Below are 20,258 nucleotides of genomic sequence, written 5' to 3'. Positions count from 1 at the left end.
AGTGAAGACTTGACAATTTTTTATGCACTTACTTTACAAATTGAAAAATAAGGCATGGAAAGAAGTTCAATTATCTTAGAGGCGATCGGTAAATCATACTTTACATTACAAAGTTACCCTAGTTTAAAAAAATCGATTCCTCTCATTTTGCAGCATCTAGGTGAGGCTACAGGCGTGGATCGAGTATATGTATTCAAGAATCATTTTAACGAGGCGGATGAGTTTTGTATGACTTATAGCTTCGAGTGGAATGCTCCTGGCGTAAGTCCGCAGATTGATTTTGAATACCTCCAGGAGCTCCCTTGGTCTATTTTCCCGGAAATAGAATCAGTGCTTCGACAAAATAAGGTTATCAATGAATTGGTTAAAAACACTCAAAATGGAGATTTCTATGATGCCATGGTCGAACAAGGTATTTTATCCTATCTCTTTGTTCCGATTTTTTCTGGCGGTGATTTTTGGGGTTATATAGGTTTTGATAATTGTAAGGAAGAAAAATTATTTACAACCCAGCAGGAGTTGGCACTTCATGCATTGGCCTCAACTTTGGGTACTACCATCCTGTCCAAGAAGCAAAAAAAGAACTTGGTTAAAAGTAGGAAAAGCTATCTCAACTTGGTTCACGGGGTCAAGGATGTGATTTTCAAGGTTGATATTGAAGGTAATTGGACATTTTTGAATCAAGCTTGGGAGTCTATTTCAGGATACACCATAGAAGAAAGTATTGGTAAAAATGCGTTTAGTTACTTAGAGCCATCTTTTCATGAACAGATGTATGTCTTGTTTCAGGAGTTGGTTAATGGCGCATTGGAAGAAGCAAAGACCGAATTTCAGTTAGTTACTAAATCTGGTGCATTGGTTTGGATCAAGGCACAAGCTCGCATCATTCTTGACCAGATTGGTACTCCAACATCCTTGTCTGGAACTTTGGTCAACATTAACCAAGAAAAATCCATCCAAGCAGCACTTCAAGAGAAAGAGGTTGATCTTCAGAGGTTAAATGAATTGCTTCAGGCAGTCAATGATACTCAACTCAGCTTTTACCTAGAAGAAGATTTTCAGAGTCCCTTGGATACACTTTTGATCAAAATACTCAATATTACTGGAAGTAAATTTGGTTTTATTGGCGAGGTTCTATATGATCCAGATGGAGCTCCGTACTTGAAAAGCCATACAATATCTAACATTGCTTGGTCAAAAGAGACAAATAAATTTTATGAGCAAAATTTCCGAGTAGGAATAGAATTCAGAAATCTCGACACCCTATTTGGTGAGAGTTTGAAGTCAGGAGAATTAGTGATTTCTAATGCTGTTTCTAAGGATCCAAGGGCAGGAGGGACGCCTAATGGTCACCCTCCGTTGTACAGATATTTGGGAATTCCCGTGTACAAAGGTGAAGAGTTTCTTGGCTTGATGGGCTTTGCCAATAAGGATACAGACTACACCATGGAGGATGTAGAGTTTCTGCAGCCTTTGATTTCAGGTTATGCAAATTTGATCAAAGCAATTAGAATTAATCGGTTGAAGAAAGAGTCAGATCTTTTAAGACAAAAAGCAGATGAAAATTATAAACTAGTATCTCAGAATACAGGTGATATTATTGCCCTGCATGATGTTGATTTGACTTTCAAATACATTTCTCCTTCCATCGAGAAAGTCCTTGGTTATAGTCCTGAGGAACTTATTGGAAGGACGCCTGAGCAAGCTTTTGGTGTTCCAGGAGATCTTGTTGCGAGTGATTTGGATGATCAGATTAAGTTGGTAGTCCCTCATCAGCATAAGTACAATAAATCTACAGTTTATTTGGAGATTTTGATGAAGCCATTGAGAGACGAGCATGGTGTTGTACATTCTCTTTTGGCGACTTCAAGGGATGTAACAGAACGTGAAAAAATGCTAGAAGAGCTCAAGGAATCCTTGATGCGTGAAAAAGAGTTGAATCAACTCAAGTCTAGATTTATATCGATGACCTCCCATGAATTTCGCACGCCTTTGGCTACCATCATGAGTAGTACAGAATTACTTGGGATGATTTTGGAAAGGGTGGACGATGGTATGCTCAAGGAAAAGTCCAAAACACATATAGGAAGGATTAATGCACAAATTAAGAGATTGACATCAGTCATTTCTGATTTATTGATCTTGGAGCGTAACGCACAAGATAAGGTGGTCATTACGCACCAAGAAGTAGGAATCAATCAATTTGTCAAATCTGTCGTGGATAATCATCTTCAAGATATGGGCAGTAAGATTGAACTTGAATTGTCAGAAGAGGAGATTATCATCAATACAGATCCTACTTGGCTTTCTCACATCCTCAATAACCTGATCGATAATGCTGTGAAATATTCGATCAATGCTTCTGATTATCCAAAAGTAAGTGTTTCTAAACTGAATGGAAACGTGTTGATCAAGGTTCAAGATTTTGGAATTGGTATTCCAAAAGCAGATCATAAATATATCTTTGGGTCATTTTTTAGAGCAAAGAATGTCTCTAATATCAAAGGGACTGGTTTAGGACTGAATATAGTCAAAGAATTTATCAACAAATTAGGTGGAGAAGTTAGCTTCGTCAGTCAAGAAGAAAAAGGATCCATATTTACATTGAGTTTACCCTATGAAAATTAAAATATTGCTTGTCGAAGATGAGCTAGAGTTAAGAGAGAATATCAAAGATATCCTTGAAATTCATGACTTTGAAGTAGTAGAAGCGGATAATGGAAAGGTAGGTTTGCAACTTCTCGAAAATCACAATCCAGACATTGTGATCTCAGATGTAATGATGCCTGTGATGGATGGCTTTGAGTTTTTAAATGCAGTTCGAAAAAATGATCAATACATCAATTTGCCCTTTCTCTTTCTTACTGCGAAAGTCGAAAAAGATGATGTGCGGAAAGGTATGGAGACAGGAGCGGAAGATTACCTCACAAAGCCTATTCAGGCAAAGGATTTGATAAACGCAGTCAACACTTCATTGAATAAGAAGTGGAACAGAGATATGTGGCTACAACACAAGGTAGAGGAAGTGCTGGCAGAAGAGAGGAAAGTCAAGTACCATGAATTGCGTACGCCCTTATTTGGTTTGAACTCTCTGCTTCAGATTATCAAGGATTCATTGGGTGTGTTGAGTGAAGAGCATTTGATGGAACTTTTGAATAAAGCCATTGCAGCGGGCGATAGATTAAATATCAGTCTTTTAAATCTAGCACGGTTTCAGACCATTGAAAACGTAAGGACTGAGCGAATTTGGTTGCCTTCTGTAAAGGAATTTTTGATAAGGATACTTGACAGTTCAACATCAAAAGGCAGGTATAGGATAACTGGATTGGATTTCGGGTGTTGGTTTGATTATAAGCAATTTGAATTTATTACAGAAGAATTAATCACCAATTCATTCAAATTCAACTCAGGAGATTATGTAGTCATAGAGCTTAAAAAACAAATGATCAAAGTATGCAATCAGCAAAACTTGTTTGAAGTCCCTCAAAAAGTAGAGATAAAGGCTTTTTCTCAAATCAATAGAAGGTATTTTGAGCAGCAAGGTTTGGGTCTTGGCTTGTATTTAGCTTTTGAATATGCCAAAAAGAATCAAGCTAATCTAAGTATCACAGTAGATCAACAAATGGTATTTTGTGCAGAACTGACCCTACTCACGGAGTAGGGTCAGTAGCATTACATTGCAACTGGGTGATCTTGCAACTTTTCGCTTTCTGCAATCAGGCACTTTGATAGGGATACAAGGCCTTTGATGTCCAATGGTTTTTGGAGCGTATAGTTAAAAAGTGTACGGTTTTTCTCTTCGTTTGAAATGATGCCCGCAGTGATGGCAATGATAGGTAATTCAAACTTCCCATGTCCAATCCTTACTTTTCTAGCCAATCCATAGCCATCTAACCTAGGCATCATCAAATCTGTAATGATCAGATCCGTATCAAAATTGTTTTCAATCAGGGAGTCAAGTCCACGCTGACCATCTTCTGCAAGTGTAACCTCAAATCCCGCTGAATTGAAGTGATGTGACAATATGAACCTGATGATTTCATCATCTTCAACAATAAGGACTCTCATGCTATTAATTTTAAATTAGTGACACAAAAGAAATATATAATTCAATCTTCTCCCTCAGAATGTAGTGGATTGTAAATGAAGTGTGGTAGCTCGTATTATTTGATCATGAATTAGTTGAGCATAAAAAAAGTCCGTAAAGCTATGCTCTACGGACTTTTGTTTATTTATTAAAATATTATTTCGTTCTTTCGACCGATACCTGATCTAAGCCTCTTTTCTTGAGTAATGCATCGATCTTTGGTTCAGCGCCTCGGAAGTTGATGTACATATTCATCGGCTCATCGGTTCCACCTCTTTCGAGAATTTCCTTTCTGAAAGCCTGCGCTTTTTCTTGATTGAAAAGGTCGGTTTCTTTGAAAGCTTGGAAAGCATCTGTATCTAATACACCGGACCATATATAGCTGTAATAGCCTGAAGAATATCCACCAGCGAAGATATGTTGGAAATATGGGCTTCTATACCTTGGAATGATCTCGTCGATTAAGCCGATTTTGGACATAGATACCTTTTCGAATGCAGTGGCATCTATACTGATGTCCTGAGCCTGCGTATGGTAATCCAAATCCATCAAGGAAGCAGCCAAGTATTCAGTAGTTCCAAAACCCTGGCCGAAAGTACCACTGTTGGTCAATTTTGCGATCAATTCATCTGGGATGACTTCTCCAGTTTCGTAATGGAAAGCGTATTGCTTCATTACTGTTGGTTCAGTTGCCCAGTTTTCCATGATTTGAGATGGAAGCTCTACAAAGTCTCTTGGAACAGAAGTTCCAGCTAAGCTTTGGTATTGTACATTGGATAGCAAGCCATGAAGTGCATGACCAAACTCGTGGAAGAAGGTCGTCACCTCGTCAAAAGTAAGCAAAGCTGGGGCATTGGCAGTTGGTCTTGAGAAGTTACATACGATAGAGATGACTGGTGCCTTTCTCTCACCGTTTTCGGTTTTTTGAGATCTGTAGGAAGTCATCCAAGCACCACCTCTTTTGGAAGCTCTCGGGTGAAAATCCATATATAGTACGCCCAAGTGACTACCATCAGCTTCTTTTACTTCATAAGCTTTGGCGTCAGGATGGTATACAGGGATATCTTTGATTTCTTCAAACGTAAGTCCCCAAAGGTTTTTCACTACCATAAATACACCCTCTTGCACTTTAGGTAAAGAGAAGTAAGGTTTGATTTCTTGCTCGTCAAGATCGAACTTTTGTTTACGGAGTTTTTCTTCATAGTATCTCCAATCCCATGGCTCGATGCTGAAGTCATGTCCTTCGGCTTTTACCAAGGCCTGCATTTCGTCTCTTTCAACTTTAGCTTTTGCCAATGCTGGCGTCCAAAGTTGGTTTAGTAGGCTGTATACATTCTCAGCATTCTTAGCCATAGATTCTTCTAAAACATAATCGGCATGTGTATTGTATCCAAGAAGTTGTGCTTTTTGTCTTCTCAAGTTCGCAGTTTCTATCAAGCCTGCTTTATTGTCATATTCATTGCCTTGGTCTGCTCTGTTTTTGTAAGCTTCCCATATTTGCTTTCTCAGCTCTCTGTTTTCGGCATATTGAAGAAAGGGCATGATGCTGGGGTTTTGCAAGGTGAATACCCATTTGCCTTCATGACCTGCGGCTTTGGCATCCTCAGCCGCTCCATCGATCAAGCCCTGAGGCAAGCCTGCAAGGTCAGCTTCATTGTCAATTACAAGCTTGTATGCATTGGTTTCGGCTAATAGATTCTGTCCAAACTGCAGTGTGAGAGAGGAAAGCCTGCTGTTGATTTCCCTAAGCTTAGCTTTGTCAGCTTCATTGAGGTTGGCCCCGTTTCTCACAAATGATTTGTAGGTTTTTTCTAAGAGCATTTGTTGTTCTGCATTGAGATCAAGTTCCTCTTTACTGTCCCATACAGCTTTTACTCTTTCGAATAATTTTTCATTCAAAGAGATGTTGTCACTGTGCGCAGAAAGTTCTGGAGCCATTTCCTTAGCGATTGCTTGTAGTTCATCGTTTGTATTGGCAGAATTTAGGTTGCCGAAAACTCTCGAAACCTTGCCAAGCAGTTCGCCAGCATACTCCATGGCTTCGATGGTGTTTTCGAAAGTTGGGTTATCAGCATTGTTGACGATGGCATCAATCTCAGCTTGGTGCTGTTTGATTCCTTCTCTCAAAGCGGGTGCAAAGTGTTCATTTTTGATTTTGTCAAAAGGAGGAACTTCGAAAGGCGTTTGGTAAGCCTCAAAGAATGGATTCATAGTTGTTGTATTTTCATCTGAAGAGCCACATGAATAGAGCATGGTGGCCGAAGCGGCAAGTGCAAGGATTGTTTTTTTCATCTGTTTATAAATTTGTTGATTCATCCCGCCAGGTATCCAGGTATGGACAGGGTATGGAAATTTGCATTGAAATTAGAAGCGTAAGACCGGAGATAATGTCTGAATGCTTTAGATCTGCTTGATTTCACATAAGTTGACATTTGGGTTATGTCTACAAAGATAAAAGAATTTTAAACACCTAGTCAAAGGATGTTTTGAGAGGTCAAATTTGGATTTTATACAAAAGGATTGGCAAGCCCAATATCAAACTGTACCTTTGATCAATCAAAGAAAAAAGTCAATCATGATGAAATTAAGGTGGTTTTGGTGTCTGTTTTTATGGATTTTTGTCGTCTCGATTTCCCATGGACAAGAGCGAGAGCAGTATGTGATATTGATATCATTGGATGGTTATAGGTATGATTATACGGAGCGATTCCAGCCAGAGAATCTTTTGAAGTTTATCAAGGAAGGGACGGCGGCAGAAGCAATGATTCCTTCATTTCCCACCAAAACTTTCCCCAATCATTACAGCATTGCTACGGGGATGAAACCAGAAAATCACGGCTTGGTCAACAATGCCTTTTATGATTCAAAAAAGGATAAAATATACAGCATTAGGGATAGAGATATCGTGGAGGATGGTTACTGGTATGGTGGCACGCCATTATGGGTTTTGGCAGAACAGCATGGAATCAAAGCAGCCAGTTATTTTTTTGTTGGCTCGGAAGCAGATGTCCAAGGAGTCAGACCAAGCTATTATCATAATTATGACGCAGCCATCACAAATTTGACTAGAGTGACAAAAGTATTTGAATGGCTCGAATTACCCGAAGAGGAGCGACCAAGAATGATTACCTTGTATTTTTCAGACATGGATGATATTGGTCATGCATATGGGCCTGATAATGATCAACAACTTGCTCAGAAATTAGAAAAACTGGACAGAGAGCTCGGAGCACTTTTCGAAGGCTTAAAAAGTTTCGATTTAGATATCAATGTGTTTATTGTATCAGATCATGGTATGGTCAATGTACCAAAACAAAATCTACTGAATTTGGACTTGATCACAGATGGCATTGCAGCAAGGGTGGTTAACAATGGCGCTATGGCGCATCTTTATCTAGAAAACCCCTTGGAAAAGGAAGAGGTAATGATCAAATTATCTAAAAGGGAAGGACCTTTTCAGATGGTGATGGTTCAGGATAAAAAGTATTACAAAAATGTTGACACCTATGCAGATCGACTGGGTGATATTTTGATAATGCCTGATTTGGGTTTCTATCTAGCCACGACGCCTGACATGATCAAATATCAAAATAGGTCGGGACTTCTGAAGACGGATGTGTTTGGTGAGCATGGTTTCAGTCCTGAATACAGAGAAATGGGAGCTATTTTCTATGCACGTGGACCAAGAATCAAATCAAGTTTGGTCATTGAGCCTTTTCAAAATATTCATGTTTACCCTTTGATTGCGAGTATTTTGAGTTTACCTATTCCTGATGGGATTGATGGGAGTCTACATGTTCTACAAAAAATTCTCAAAGATGATAAGTGAAAAGAAGGAGATAAAGAATAGAAAGCAAGTTGCTACATTAATTAGAAGCTTTTATACGAAGGTCAGGTTGCACGCAGATTTGGGTCCTATTTTTAATGGTATTGTAGAAGATTGGGAGGAGCATTTAGAGCGATTGACTGATTTTTGGGAGATGATCCTGCTTCAGACTGGCCCTGGTGCAGGTAAATTCAGCCCTGTTCCCGTTCATAAAGAAGTTGATAGACGAGTCAATCATCACTTAGAAGAGCAACATTTTCTGAGTTGGTTGGGACTTTGGTTTGAGACAGTGGAGCAAAATTTTGAGGGTGAAGCAGCAGCGTATGCCAAAGTCCATGCACAGCGCATGGCTCATATTCTGTTTTTTCGAATCATGGAGAGTAGAAAAACTGTAGAATAAAAAGGCCGAAACAAACTAGCTTCGGCCTTTTGATCAAATAGTAAATCCTAAATTAAACAGATATGAGTTTGAAGTGATAGTCGGTTTGTTCTCTTTTGTTGCAGGCAATTTCTTTTCTAAGGTGGTAAAAGGCCTCCAAAAGCAGGGCACTTTCTGTTTTTCCGGCATCTATAGCCCTAAAACCTATTAATTCTATCAATTTTTTGACCTTGCATTTCACTAAACCATCCTCTCCGCAATAGTAAGTTTCTTTGATCATACCCATAGGGTCAGATTTTGGATAATCTAAACCTAGGTTGTTGAAGGCTTTGTATATGGGTGTTTCATCACCAATACTTTCTTGGATAAATGTAGTGTTACAATAGAAATACTTATTAAACGCACTGTTTGTACAATCGATTAAAATCTTATCTGTCAGGTCGATTTTTTTCAATACTTCACATACGCTTACAAGATTCTCATTGTCACAACAGATTAAAACTATATCAGATTGATCAATAGCCTCTTTGTATCCAAATACTTTGTCCAAGTACATGTTTAGGATTTTCCATTCTACATCTTTAGCTTCGAATCCTTGTCGGACTCCAAAGACTACCTTGGCTCCTGTAGATAGGTATTTATTGCCTAAAGTACATGCCAATTTTGTTCCTCCTATAATTCCTAAATTCATAACTTTCTGGGTTTTCAGCGGGTGATAGTTTGCCTTATCTCGAGTTAGATTTTAGCGTTATTTTATTACTTATTGTTGGCAAATCTTACTCGAAAGTGTTGAAAATTATAAATTAAAAGATGAATAACAAAATTAAATACTGAAAAATATGAATAAAAAGAATGAGAAGCGTTTATGTATATTCAAAATTGATTATTAGGTAGATGAAAATGATAATTTTAATTTAGGTTTTGGTATTTATAGGGTTGATAATAAATTGTTTATCTTTTCTTGGGGGGTATAAAAGTAAATTTAAATGGTCAAAGAATAAGGAGACGCGGCAGCATGCCGAGCCTCCTTGTATAGTTTTATAGGCAACTGACAGTTGGGTTGAAGGGAGCATACATCCCACTTGGATTATGTTTCCAAATCCAAACATGCAGCTGGTAATTATCAAAAGGCAATCCCATAGGATTAGCAGGTACAAAATCAAATTCTACTTCACCAAACATTGGAGGTGTTTCTTGAGACCAGAGGTCAGCCATGATGACATATTCTATTGCTACCAATTTCATTTTCCCGTTTTCCATCGGTTCATACACCAAGACTTCAGGTTGGAACACATCATACTCGCCATCTACAATCCCGAAATTAGGAGCATGATGTCCCATACCCCCTAGTTCAGGATGGGCTACGCAATGTTCTCTGTCTAATATATAGCCATCGGCTTCTGCTATTTCAAGTCTTTGGTACTTGGCAGTAAGACGTCTCATTTCGGCTAAAAGTTGATTTTGATCCGATCTTCTAAGATTTTCCTGACTTGATTCAGTATTGATGATTTCATCAATTACAGCAAGTTTGTTGTCAATAGGCTCAATACCGTCCATGGTACATTGGGCAAACAGTAATACCGATATGCCAATTAAGAATGTCGCAAGTCTGATTTTTGATTTTAAATTTTTCATAATGTTGAGGTTTTGGTTCTGCATAAAATTGCTCAGAATTGTATCCGAAATGATCACCCATTTGGGTGAAATTTGAAATCACCTTTATTTTGATTAGTAAAAATTATTCAGGATTGAAGGTTACGATACTTTAAAAAGCCTATATTTAATTCTGTGTAAGTAAAAAACAATAATATGCTGAAATTTTACTATTTGCTTTGGGTTCAGGTTTGTTTGATTCCAATTGTTTCATTTGCTCAAGAGCATACCTACAATTCAGTCATTTTTGAAAATGTGAGAATCTTCGATTCGAAAACCTTGACATTGACAGAGCCAAGGACAGTTATGGTTGAAAATGGTTTAATCAAATCAATTAGTCAGGTAGCTGTAGCAACAGATGATGTGCTGAGAATCGATGGAGTTGGAAAAACACTTATGCCAGGCCTGATAGATGTGCATGTCCACATGGCATTTGGAGCACTGACCATGCGGGAAATGATGTCGCCCATGCTTTCTGAGGGAGTGATCATGGAGAAGGTAGGTGGTAATGCGGAAAGGATGCTGATGCGAGGCTTTACCTCTGTAAGGGATGCGGGCGGTCCTATTTTTCCTTTGAAAATGGGGATAGATGCAGGCAAACTGACAGGCCCAAGAATTTGGCCATCGGGAGCTACGATTTCGCAGACAGCCGGACATGGAGACTTCAGAACGCCTGACGAGAAGTCTAGAAGGTTCTTCGGTGAGCCTTCAAGAGCAGAGCGTTTCAATGCTACTTTTATTGCAGATGGACGAGATGAAGTTTTGACTGCCACAAGAGAAAACTTGCGCTTTGGTGCCAGTCAGATCAAGTTGATGGCAGGAGGAGGCACTTCCTCTGCTTATGACCCTGTGGATGTGACCCAATATACTTTTGATGAAATGCGGGCTGCTGTCGAAGCGGCGGAGGATTGGGGTACCTATGTAATGGTGCATGCCTATACTCCTAGAGCCGTGCAGAGGGCTATCAAGGCAGGTGTCAAATGCGTGGAACATGGGCAGATGCTGGATCAGAAGACTTTGAGATTGATGAAGAGAAAAGGGGTGTGGTTGAGTACACAAAACCTTGTGGAGAGCACTCCTGATATGGATCCACAAAGAGTCGAAAAACGTAAGCCTGTGATTGAGGGCCAAGCGCAACTTTGGCCTATGGCCAAAAAGATGAAGTTGAAGATCGCTTGGGGAACAGATTTTTTGTTCGAACCAGAGCTGAACGAACAGCAGAATTCCTATATCCTACGCCTTCAGCAGTGGTTCAGTAATGCCGAAATTCTCAAGATGGTCACAGCTGACAATGCTGAGTTGCTACAGCTTTCTGGGCTGAGAAGTCCCTATCCTGGCAGATTGGGCGTGGTGGAAGAAGGAGCCTTGGCAGATTTGATTTTAGTGGATGGTAACCCTTTGGCTGACCTTTCATTGATTGCCAATCCTGCCGAGAAGTTTGTGGTAATTATGAAGGATGGGAAGATTTATAAAAATTTGGTGGAGTAAGCGGCTGGTATATTTCCTTCAGTGCTAATGTTGTAAATTCTCGAATACTTCGGTCAGATCAAGTTCAAAACCAGCTACAGCATTGGACTTTACTATGTCGCCTATGGTAAATAATCGTGAAGCTATATACTTTTCATTGACCAAGGTGTAGATCAACAAAGTACATTCATTGGGATGAATTACCCAGTATTCTTTCACGCCTGATTCTTCGTACACTTCATATTTATTTTGAAGTTCTTTTTTATTGTTTCCTGGGGATAGGATCTCTACGACTAGGTCGGGTGCGCCGATACATCCTAGTTCATCTAATTTATCAGGATCACATACCACGCAGATATCTGGCTGAACAACCGTATCAATGTCCTCGTGTTTTTTTGACTTGACAGGGAGCCTTACATCGAAAGGAGCAGCATAAATTTTACAAGGTTGCCTTTCCAGAAAGTTGTAAAGCATATTAAAAATTTTCCCAGAAACATCTTGATGAATTCTTCTAGGAGCTGCTGCCTGTTTGAAAACCTTACCTTTGATCAACTCGACCATTTCATCCATCTGCCAAGTCAGGTAATCCGCATAGGTATAGTGGCCATACGCCGAGGCTGGCTCTTCTACCCTGTCTTTTAAATCATCCTTTTCCATAAAATAAATTTACTCGTTTTGAAACAGAAATGAAAGACTCTAATTCTCAGTCTCTGCGTCTAATGTCAACAATTCTTATTTCTGGGATTAACCTGTCAAAAATTGGTACATCATTCGGTGCGGGTTTGAAAATTGTTACTTCCGCACCTGTCTTATTGAATATGATATATACAGGAATGGGGTCTTGAACAAGCACTTGAAATGATTCCGGTAGATTGGTCGGGTAGAAAAGATCTCCTTCAAATCTAATTAAAAACTGATGACTACCTCTGGTGGCAGTTTGAATGACCACCTCGGCTTCTCCTTCTTGGACCGGATCATTGTTTTCTACACAAGCTCCCAGAAGCAATAAAATGAAAAACAGAAAAGACGGTGCATAAGCTTTCATATTTGACTGTACGTAAGTTAAAGTATAAGTGCTACAAGAGTGGTTGATTATTTACCCTTTTGGTTCAAGACTTAGTCTTGGACCTAGGTTCTTGCAGTCTTCAGACTGCATTTTCACGGTCTGAAGACTGTGGTGCTTCTGGTCCAAGTCATAAGACTTGAACCATCCTCAATCACCCGCATTCCAATACGCCATCCTTTCGCAACACTCCACCTCAATGCTATAAAAATCAAATTCCTGCGTCACCTTGCCTCGGATCAGGTAGATACCACGGCCCTTAAAAGGGTGTTTTTTGACCACAGGAGGGAAATGTACGGTGTCTATCCAGTCTCCCTCCCGGTCGACAAAGGTGCCGAAGTTCATCACATCGCCCTTCACTGTACGGGTGTATTTGATCGTGACGAGATAACCGATAATCTGTACTTGTTTGCCCAAGTACTGCTTCAAATCCCTAGCTTTGATACTAAGTACCGTCTGATCTTTGACCAGGTGAAAAGGAGAGTCCAGAGGAAACTCCAGGATATCGATCTGATCAACGATCTCTTGCCTCAGGTCAGCCTCCTCAAGCTCAGGAACCTGCAATTCCCGGAATCCCGTTTGCCGAAAGAGCTCGTTGCCCGTAGCCACCGTCTTACGCTTGTTCAGGATAAAGTGTGCCTGCCAAAGCAGTTCCTGCTTGCTCTTGCCCGTAAAGCGAAAACAACCAATGCGGATCAGAATCAGGGCTTGCTCCAAGCTGATGTCTACCCTAGCAATAAAGTCTGACAAGCCCGCAAACAAACCATTGGTTCTCCGCTCGCTGAGTATTTTTTCAATGCTGGCTTTTTCCAGATATTTCAGATGAACAAAACCAAGGTATACAGTTTTCCCTTTGATATTCGTAAGATAATCGCTCTCATTGATATGTGGAGCCTGGATATCTGCCCCGTTCATGCGGAGTTCGTGGATGTAGAATTCCGTATGATAAAACCCCCCGAAGTTATTGATCACCCCCACCATAAACTCCAGCGGAAAATAGGCTTTCAGGTACAGACTCTGATAACTCTCCACTGCAAAGGATGCAGAATGTCCCTTAGCAAAAGAATAGCCCGCAAAACTCTCAATCTGATGCCAGACTTCTTTGGTGATTTTCGGGTCTCTTCCCAATTTTTCACAATTCAGAAAAAACTGATCTTTTACCCGCTGGAATTCATCTTTGGAGCGGGACTTCCCGCTCATGCCCCGTCGCAGAATATCCGCTTCCGATAAGCTGAGTTGGGCAAAGTAATGCGCCACCTTAATCACGTCCTCCTGATAGACCATGATGCCATAGGTCTCGGGCATGATGTCCATCATCACGGGATGGGCTTGCTTGCGCCGCTCTTCATTCACATGCCTCAGGATGTATTCCCGCATCATTCCTGAGCGAGCTACTCCAGGACGGATGATAGAGCTGGCGGCAACAAGCTCAAGATACTCGCTAGCCTTCATCTTGGCCAGTAGCATACGCATGGCCGGAGACTCTACATAAAAGGCCCCAATGGTGTGTCCTGTTCGGAGCAGTTCCTTGATTTTGGGGTCTCTCTTGAATTGCTCCACCTGTCGGATGTCTACTTTTACACCTCGATTCTGATAGATGATCTCCAAGCTGCTTTTGATGTGTCCAAGCCCACGTTGGGATAAAATATCAAACTTATGTAGCCCGATATCCTCCGCCGTATGCATATCAATATGTGCCAGCGGAAATCCCTTCGGGGGCATTTCAGTGGCAGTGTAGTAATGAATGGGTTTGTGGGAAATCAATATCCCGCAGGCATGGATGGTCAGGTGTGAGGGCATCCCGTGCAGCACCTGGCTGTACTTCAGAATCAGCTTTCCGTATTGGTCGGGAATATGGTTGGGCTTGTCGGCATGGTAGATCAGCGATTCGATCTCAGTTTTGGGCAAGCCAAACACTTTTCCCAGTTCCCGCAACATAGAATTGGCCTGGAAGGTACTGTAAGAGCCTAGCAGGGCCACATGCTCTTGCCCTTCCTTGTTGTATTTTTCAAAAATGTACTTCGTTACTTCATCCCGATCTGTCCAGCTGAAGTCGATATCGAAGTCTGGCGGATTTTCCCGATACAGGTTGATAAAGCGCTCAAAATACAAATCCAGCTCAATGGGGTCCACGTCTGTGATACCCAGGCAGTAAGCCACGATGCTATTGGCACCACTGCCACGGCCTACATGGTAGTAGTTACGTTGCCGGGCAAAGCTGACAATATCATAATTGATCAGAAAGTAGGATACAAAGCCCTTCTGTTGGATAAGCTCCAGTTCCTTTTCCAGCCGTGTGCTGATTTTCTGCGTGAGATCTGGATAGCGATTGATGGCACCTTTGAAAGTTTCCTGTCTTAGGTAGTCAAAATCCTCCCAGTCTGAGCCTAAGATGTCCCGCTTGTTTTTGACTGCCTGGAAGTAGAAGGAAAACTGGCAAGCTTCCAGCAGGCGCTGTGAATTGTACAAGAGGTAGCTATGACCTTCGCAGCGGGCTACCATATCCGCATAGGAATAGAGCTGATCACTGATGTCACCTTGCTCCTCAAGTTCGAGCTTGCTGAGCAGGGTGTTTTTATCCACTGCCCGTAGAAGGCGATGGGCATTGAAGCCAATCTTGGAAGAGAAGCTGACAGGTTGTAGCAGTACCAGTTTATCCTTGTACCGGTACCAAGGAGATTTGGCCAGACGGTTGAGTTGATAGGGGTGGATACCGATAAATTCATTTTCCCGTAGGGGGAATACTTTTTCCCTAAATGGATATACGACAAAGCTATGTTGAAAAGGAGGAGCTTGAGTGTCAAATTCCAGCCCTTTGGTCCGTCTATGGGACAGGTGGCGGTTGAGTTCGTAGAAGCCTTCCTGATTTTTGGCCAGTCCTATATACTGCTGCTTTACCCCATTGCGGAAGTCAATCCCAATTACAGGATGTATGCCATTCTTCTGTGCTTCCCGGATAAACGGGAACACCCCGGCCACTGAATTGATGTCTGTCAAGGCCAGCGCATCCAGTTTTTTGCTTTTGGCCTCGGAGACCAGTTCTTCGATCGAGAGCGTGCCGTATTTGAAGCTGTAGTAAGAGTGGCAATTGATAAACATATACTTGGTGAAATATGCCTCCCCCTTGGTCGGGGAAATAATTGGATAGATACTGCGTGATATAAGCGAAGCGATATATCTTGGTTTTTTATAAATGTTAATTTTATTAACATTTATATGTTTATAATTTAATCAATAAAAAATCCAGTTTGCAAGTTTATGAAGGGAATTGTCAGGGAAAGCTTTTGGACTGTCGATAAAAAGGATGAAATTGTAAGTGAAGCTTGATACTTTTGAAAATATGGAACATTGGATAGATTATTTGAATACAGTAGTGGCCTATGAGTTGAGATGGGACATCTACAAGACCATCATGATCATAGTGGTTTTGTGGGTGATTAAAAAGCTCGCTTTCAAGATTATCAGCGCAAAAAGAGAAGAGACAGAGCTTAAAAAGTTTTATCATTGGAGGAAGACTGTTCAGTATATCATTGTATTTATTGGATTTTTACTAATCGGGAATATTTGGATCAGTAACTTCCAATCCATCACGACTTTCCTTGGATTATTATCAGCGGGTATAGCGATTGCCTTAAAAGATATTTTTATCAACATTGCTGGTTGGCTATTTATTCTTTGGCGCAAGCCCTTTGATATAGGGGACAGGGTACAGATAGGGGAGTTTAAAGGTGATGTGGTAGATACGAGGGTGTTTCAGTTTAGTATCCTTGAAGTGGGTAACTGGGTGGATGCTGAGCAGAGTACAGGTAGGATTATTCACGTCCCAAATGGGATGGTTTTTTCGGCACCGCAGGCCAATTACAGTCAGGGTTTTGATTATATATGGAATGAGCAGCATATTAACATCAGTTTGGATTCCGATTATAAGAGAGCCAAGTCGATTTTAACTGAAATGCTTGAAGAGATATTCAAGAAAGAATATCGAAGTATCCAAATAGCCCTTAAGAAAGCGCAGAAGGAGCATTTCATTTCTTTCACCCAATATACTCCCACGGTATATGCTAAGATTCACGAAAGAGGAATACAACTTTCATTGCGCTATTTGTGTAATCCCAGGAAAAGGAGATTTTTTGAACATTTGATCACAGAAAGTATTATTGATCAATTTAAGGCTGAAAGTAGTGTTAGGATTGTCTATCCGACCACATCCATAATTCTTGAGGGTAGGAGACAGTAAAAATCTTATATTTTTTCTTCTGGTATTTTCAGGTTTAAATCACATCTTTAATGGTAATTATTTCATAAAATCTGTTTATGGATAAAAAAAGGTAAAATTTTTTAAACCTTTAGATAATTTTACGTGTATATACATATAAAATAGATTCTTTTGAAATATACTGTAGATTAATTTTGAAGGGTGAAGGGTTGTTTATTTTGATTTAGCTTGAACATCATTTTATTTTTTAAATAAAAGCAGCAAATGTGAATAAATATTCTGTTTTTTATTAAAATATAATTATTTAATGATTTAGTATATCTTCTATAAAATTTTATTTTTTTAGAATAAATAATTGTTTTAAATATTGGTTAAAAAAATCATTAAATTTTTATTATATAACAAAAACAATTAATATTAGTATTTAATATTTATCATTAAACCAAATATTATAACATGAAGAGAGTTTTATTGTCGCTTCTGTTGCTTGTATTTGCTACCAATGAAATGTGGGCGCAGAGTAAAGCAGTAACGGGAAGGGTTACCTCTACAGAGGAACCGGAGGGTATTCCAGGAGTGAATATTCTAATTAAAGGAAGTAGTTCGGGTACTACCACAGACCTGGACGGAAGGTATACTATAGAAGTGCCCTCAGATCAGGCAGTTCTTGTATTTAGTTTTATTGGATACAAAACCCGTGAAGAGCGCGTGGGGTCAAGATCAGAAATCAATGTGAATTTGGCTTCCGATCTTGAAGATTTGAGTGAGTTTATTGTTACAGCTCAGGGAATTGAGCGGGATGAGCGATCGCTTGGATATGCTGTACAGTCTATCAAGGGAGATTTGGTGAGTCAAAAGTCTGAGCCAAATTTACTTAACTCTTTGCAAGGTAAGTTGACAGGTGTGAATATAGTAGGTGCATCTGGAGCCCCAGGTGCTTCTACCAATATCAATATTAGAGGTATCACTTCTTTCACTGGGTCTAATCAACCATTGATTGTGGTAGATGGGATTATTTTTAATAATGATACTGACAATACCCAAAACACACTTTTTGGCTCGCAACCAGCCAATAGGCTGAATGATATTGCTCCTGAGTCCATTGAGTCGATCAACGTACTAAAAGGACCAGCTGCATCCGTGCTGTATGGTTCTAGAGCTTCCGCAGGTGCGATCGTCATCACTACTAAAAGTGGAGCAAATATGAACGATAAGACAGAGATTACAGTAAATTCCTCAGTCAACTTTCAAAATGTGTACGGTTTACCAAGTTTTCAAAACCAGTTTGGACAAGGGACGCAAAATGATTTTAACAATATCTCTACTGCTTCTTGGGGTCCTGCTTTCGGAACACCTGGATTTGAAACTGTAGAAACAAGTTTTGGTACTACGGTCCCCTATCAAGCATTTCCGAATAATGTCAGAGATTTTTATCAAAGAGGTAGAATCGTTCAAAATGGTGTCAGTATAGCATCAGGAAATAGAGATGACAACTTTATTGTTTCGGTGAATTCCTCGTTACAGGATGGAATTATTCCAGAATCTTTTTTCAATAGAAATAATGTTCAAGTAGGAGGGAATAAAAAGCTCAATAATGGAGTTAAGGTAAGTGGTAATGTGACTTATGTGAAATCTGAGTCAAGAAATACCATCACAGGTAATGGGGGGTCTGCTTTTGGTCAGATTACCAGGATTCCAAGATCCTTTGATTTGGTGGGAGAGCCATTCCAAGATGAGTTAGGTAATAGTTTATTCTACAACCCAGCTCAAAATCACCCGCTATGGAGTACGCAAAACGAGTTTCTTGAAAGTACCGTTGATAGAGTTTTTGGTAATTTCAAAGTGGGATATGACATATCTGATTGGTTGAATATTACTTACAGAGTTACTGCGGATACTTACACTGATAGGCGTAAAGCAGTTTCAAGAATTGGTTCGGCTAGAACACCTGCTGGGAGTATTGCTGACGATATGATCTATAGATCTGAATTGAATGGAGATTTATTAATTACAGCCTCTAAGTCTAATATCTTTACTGAAGGGCTTAGTGCTTCATTACTTCTTGGCCAAAACATCAATCAAAGAAATCTTCAAACCATTGGTGTGTTAGGCTCTGCTTTGAATGTGCCTTTTTTTGATAATGTAAGTAATGCCTCAGTATTTACAGGTTCAGGCGAATTTTCTAATGTAAGAAGGCTACTTGGTTATTATGCTCAGCTTTCTTTGGATTATAATAATTACTTGTTTCTAGAGCTTTCAGGAAGAGTCGATCAGTCTTCGACTTTGCCAGCTGGAAACAATGCATATTTCTATCCTTCTATTGCCACGAGTTTTGTGTTGACAGATGCATTCAATATTGAATCAGATGTGCTTTCTTATGCAAAGCTAAGGGCTAGTGCTGCGACAGTGGGTAGAGATGCTGATCCGTATCGATTGAATACATTTTTTGGTATTGCTGGTTTTGGTAACAATGTGGCTTCTGTTCAATTTCCAATTGGTGTTGGTGGAGCAAATATTCCAGGTTTCTCACCAGGTGCTATATTGGGTTCTGACCAGTTGACACCTGAATTTGTCACCAGCTACGAGGTAGGTGGTAATATTGGTTTATTCAACAATAGGCTTTCTATTGATGCAGCATATTTTTTTACGAGGTCTACCAATCAGATTTTCGATGTAGCTGTTTCCAATGCTTCTGGATTTGATGTACAAACTGCAAACGTTGGTGAGATGGTCAATCAGGGTATAGAATTAGAATTGAATGCAACAATTTTGGAAGCTGGTAATTTTTCCTGGGATATGGGATTGAACTTCACCAGAATAAGGAATGAGGTAAGAGAAATTGCACCAGGAGTCGATCAGTCAGGTATCCCAGGTAATGGATTCATTGGTTTGACGCCATCTATTGTAGTGGGGCAACCTTATGGCGTGATCGTGGGTAATGCCATGCAAAGAAATGCAGCGGGTGAATTATTAATTAACCCACTTACTGGTGGCTATCTACCTGGAATAGCAGGACAAGTGATCGCTAATCCTCAGCCTGATTGGTTAGCTGGCCTGATGAATACATTTAGATATAAAAACTGGATGATGAGTGTCTTAGTGGATACACGTCAGGGAGGTGATATCTATTCATTTGGTATGGTAGATCAGAGAAATGGTGGTACACTAGCAATGACTGGAGTAGACAGAGATTTGCCAAGAGTACTACCTGGTGTGATAGAAGTTGGAGATGGGCAATATGTGCCAAATAATATTCAAGTGCCCGCTCAAACGTATTGGGCAGGACTGGGTGGCTTGATATCTGAAAGTGGTGTATATGATGCCACAGTTTATAGGCTAAGGGAAGTGAGTTTGGCTTATAATCTTCCTAGAAGATTCCTTGAAAGAACTCCATTTGGAGAAGCTAGTATCGGTTTCAGTGGTCGAAACCTATGGTTCTTTGCTCCAGGCTTCCCTGGTGATCCAGAGCTAAATACGCAAGGAGCGGGTAACATCCAAGGTCTAGACTTGAATGGTGTGCCCAATACTAGGAACTATGGTGTAAATATCAGATTCACACTTTAATAT

14 protein-coding genes are annotated in these 20,258 nt (G+C 40.1%); 7 read left to right on the top strand and 7 right to left on the bottom strand.

Annotated elements, in window-relative coordinates:
• Positions 1-54: 54 nt before the first annotated feature.
• Both BW935_RS10160 and BW935_RS10155 read left to right on the top strand, forming a co-directional pair.
• Positions 55-2,628, top strand: a complete 2,574-nt coding sequence (locus BW935_RS10160; RefSeq protein WP_076501164.1) for a PAS domain S-box protein — start codon at positions 55-57, stop codon at positions 2,626-2,628.
• Positions 2,618-3,661: an ATP-binding response regulator gene (locus BW935_RS10155; protein ID WP_076501163.1), complete on the top strand. Its 1,044-nt coding sequence runs from the start codon at positions 2,618-2,620 to the stop codon at positions 3,659-3,661. The genes BW935_RS10160 and BW935_RS10155 overlap by 11 nt, the downstream gene beginning before the upstream one ends.
• Positions 3,662-3,672: 11 nt before the next feature.
• On the opposite strand, the gene BW935_RS10150 is transcribed toward BW935_RS10155, so the two are convergent.
• The gene (locus tag BW935_RS10150) at positions 3,673-4,068 is read right to left on the bottom strand and encodes a response regulator (RefSeq protein ID WP_076501161.1); all 396 of its coding nucleotides are present in this window, start codon (positions 4,066-4,068) and stop codon (positions 3,673-3,675) included.
• A 175-nt stretch (positions 4,069-4,243) separates the two neighbouring features.
• The gene (locus tag BW935_RS10145; RefSeq protein WP_076501438.1) at positions 4,244-6,379 is read right to left on the bottom strand and encodes a M3 family metallopeptidase; all 2,136 of its coding nucleotides are present in this window, start codon (positions 6,377-6,379) and stop codon (positions 4,244-4,246) included.
• A 283-nt stretch (positions 6,380-6,662) separates the two neighbouring features.
• Here BW935_RS10145 and BW935_RS10140 point away from each other — a divergent pair, with 283 nt between their 5' ends.
• Positions 6,663-7,916 carry an alkaline phosphatase family protein gene (locus BW935_RS10140; RefSeq protein WP_076501435.1) on the top strand — a complete coding sequence of 418 codons (1,254 nt, stop codon included), beginning with the start codon at positions 6,663-6,665 and terminating at the stop codon, positions 7,914-7,916.
• Positions 7,906-8,313 carry a group III truncated hemoglobin gene (locus tag BW935_RS10135; RefSeq protein ID WP_076501436.1) on the top strand — a complete coding sequence of 136 codons (408 nt, stop codon included), beginning with the start codon at positions 7,906-7,908 and terminating at the stop codon, positions 8,311-8,313. The genes BW935_RS10140 and BW935_RS10135 overlap by 11 nt, the downstream gene beginning before the upstream one ends.
• Before the next feature lie 52 nt (positions 8,314-8,365).
• On the opposite strand, the gene BW935_RS10130 is transcribed toward BW935_RS10135, so the two are convergent.
• Both BW935_RS10130 and BW935_RS10125 read right to left on the bottom strand, forming a co-directional pair.
• Positions 8,366-8,983, bottom strand: coding sequence for an NADPH-dependent F420 reductase (locus BW935_RS10130; protein WP_076501160.1), 618 nt, complete (start codon positions 8,981-8,983; stop codon positions 8,366-8,368).
• A 347-nt stretch (positions 8,984-9,330) separates the two neighbouring features.
• Positions 9,331-9,927 carry a hypothetical protein gene (locus tag BW935_RS10125; protein ID WP_076501433.1) on the bottom strand — a complete coding sequence of 199 codons (597 nt, stop codon included), beginning with the start codon at positions 9,925-9,927 and terminating at the stop codon, positions 9,331-9,333.
• Between the two features lie 174 nt (positions 9,928-10,101).
• Here BW935_RS10125 and BW935_RS10120 point away from each other — a divergent pair, with 174 nt between their 5' ends.
• The gene (locus BW935_RS10120) at positions 10,102-11,433 is read left to right on the top strand and encodes an amidohydrolase family protein (RefSeq protein ID WP_076501158.1); all 1,332 of its coding nucleotides are present in this window, start codon (positions 10,102-10,104) and stop codon (positions 11,431-11,433) included.
• 24 nt (positions 11,434-11,457) lie between these two features.
• Here the strand turns inward: BW935_RS10120 and BW935_RS10115 are convergent, their stop codons facing one another.
• The 3 genes from BW935_RS10115 to BW935_RS10105 form a co-directional block, all read right to left on the bottom strand.
• Positions 11,458-12,069 (bottom strand): Uma2 family endonuclease, encoded by a 612-nt coding sequence (locus BW935_RS10115; protein ID WP_076501156.1) that lies wholly within the window; start codon positions 12,067-12,069, stop codon positions 11,458-11,460.
• A gap of 46 nt (positions 12,070-12,115) precedes the next feature.
• On the bottom strand, positions 12,116-12,457 hold the full coding sequence (locus BW935_RS10110; RefSeq protein WP_076501154.1) for a hypothetical protein: 342 nt from the start codon (positions 12,455-12,457) through the stop codon (positions 12,116-12,118).
• A gap of 168 nt (positions 12,458-12,625) precedes the next feature.
• On the bottom strand, positions 12,626-15,574 hold the full coding sequence (locus tag BW935_RS10105) for a DNA polymerase III subunit alpha (protein ID WP_076501152.1): 2,949 nt from the start codon (positions 15,572-15,574) through the stop codon (positions 12,626-12,628).
• 241 nt (positions 15,575-15,815) lie between these two features.
• Between BW935_RS10105 and BW935_RS10100 the strand changes: the two genes are divergently transcribed.
• Both BW935_RS10100 and BW935_RS10095 read left to right on the top strand, forming a co-directional pair.
• Positions 15,816-16,712, top strand: a complete 897-nt coding sequence (locus tag BW935_RS10100) for a mechanosensitive ion channel family protein (protein WP_076501432.1) — start codon at positions 15,816-15,818, stop codon at positions 16,710-16,712.
• Positions 16,713-17,147: 435 nt separating this feature from the next.
• The gene (locus BW935_RS10095) at positions 17,148-20,255 is read left to right on the top strand and encodes a SusC/RagA family TonB-linked outer membrane protein (RefSeq protein ID WP_076501150.1); all 3,108 of its coding nucleotides are present in this window, start codon (positions 17,148-17,150) and stop codon (positions 20,253-20,255) included.
• The last annotated feature ends 3 nt before the right edge of the window (positions 20,256-20,258 follow it).

This window comes from Belliella pelovolcani, assembly GCF_900156785.1.
GTDB lineage: Bacteria > Bacteroidota > Bacteroidia > Cytophagales > Cyclobacteriaceae > Belliella > Belliella pelovolcani.
Note: the sequence above shows the minus strand (reverse complement) of the source record. Positions and strands in the feature narration are given on the sequence as shown.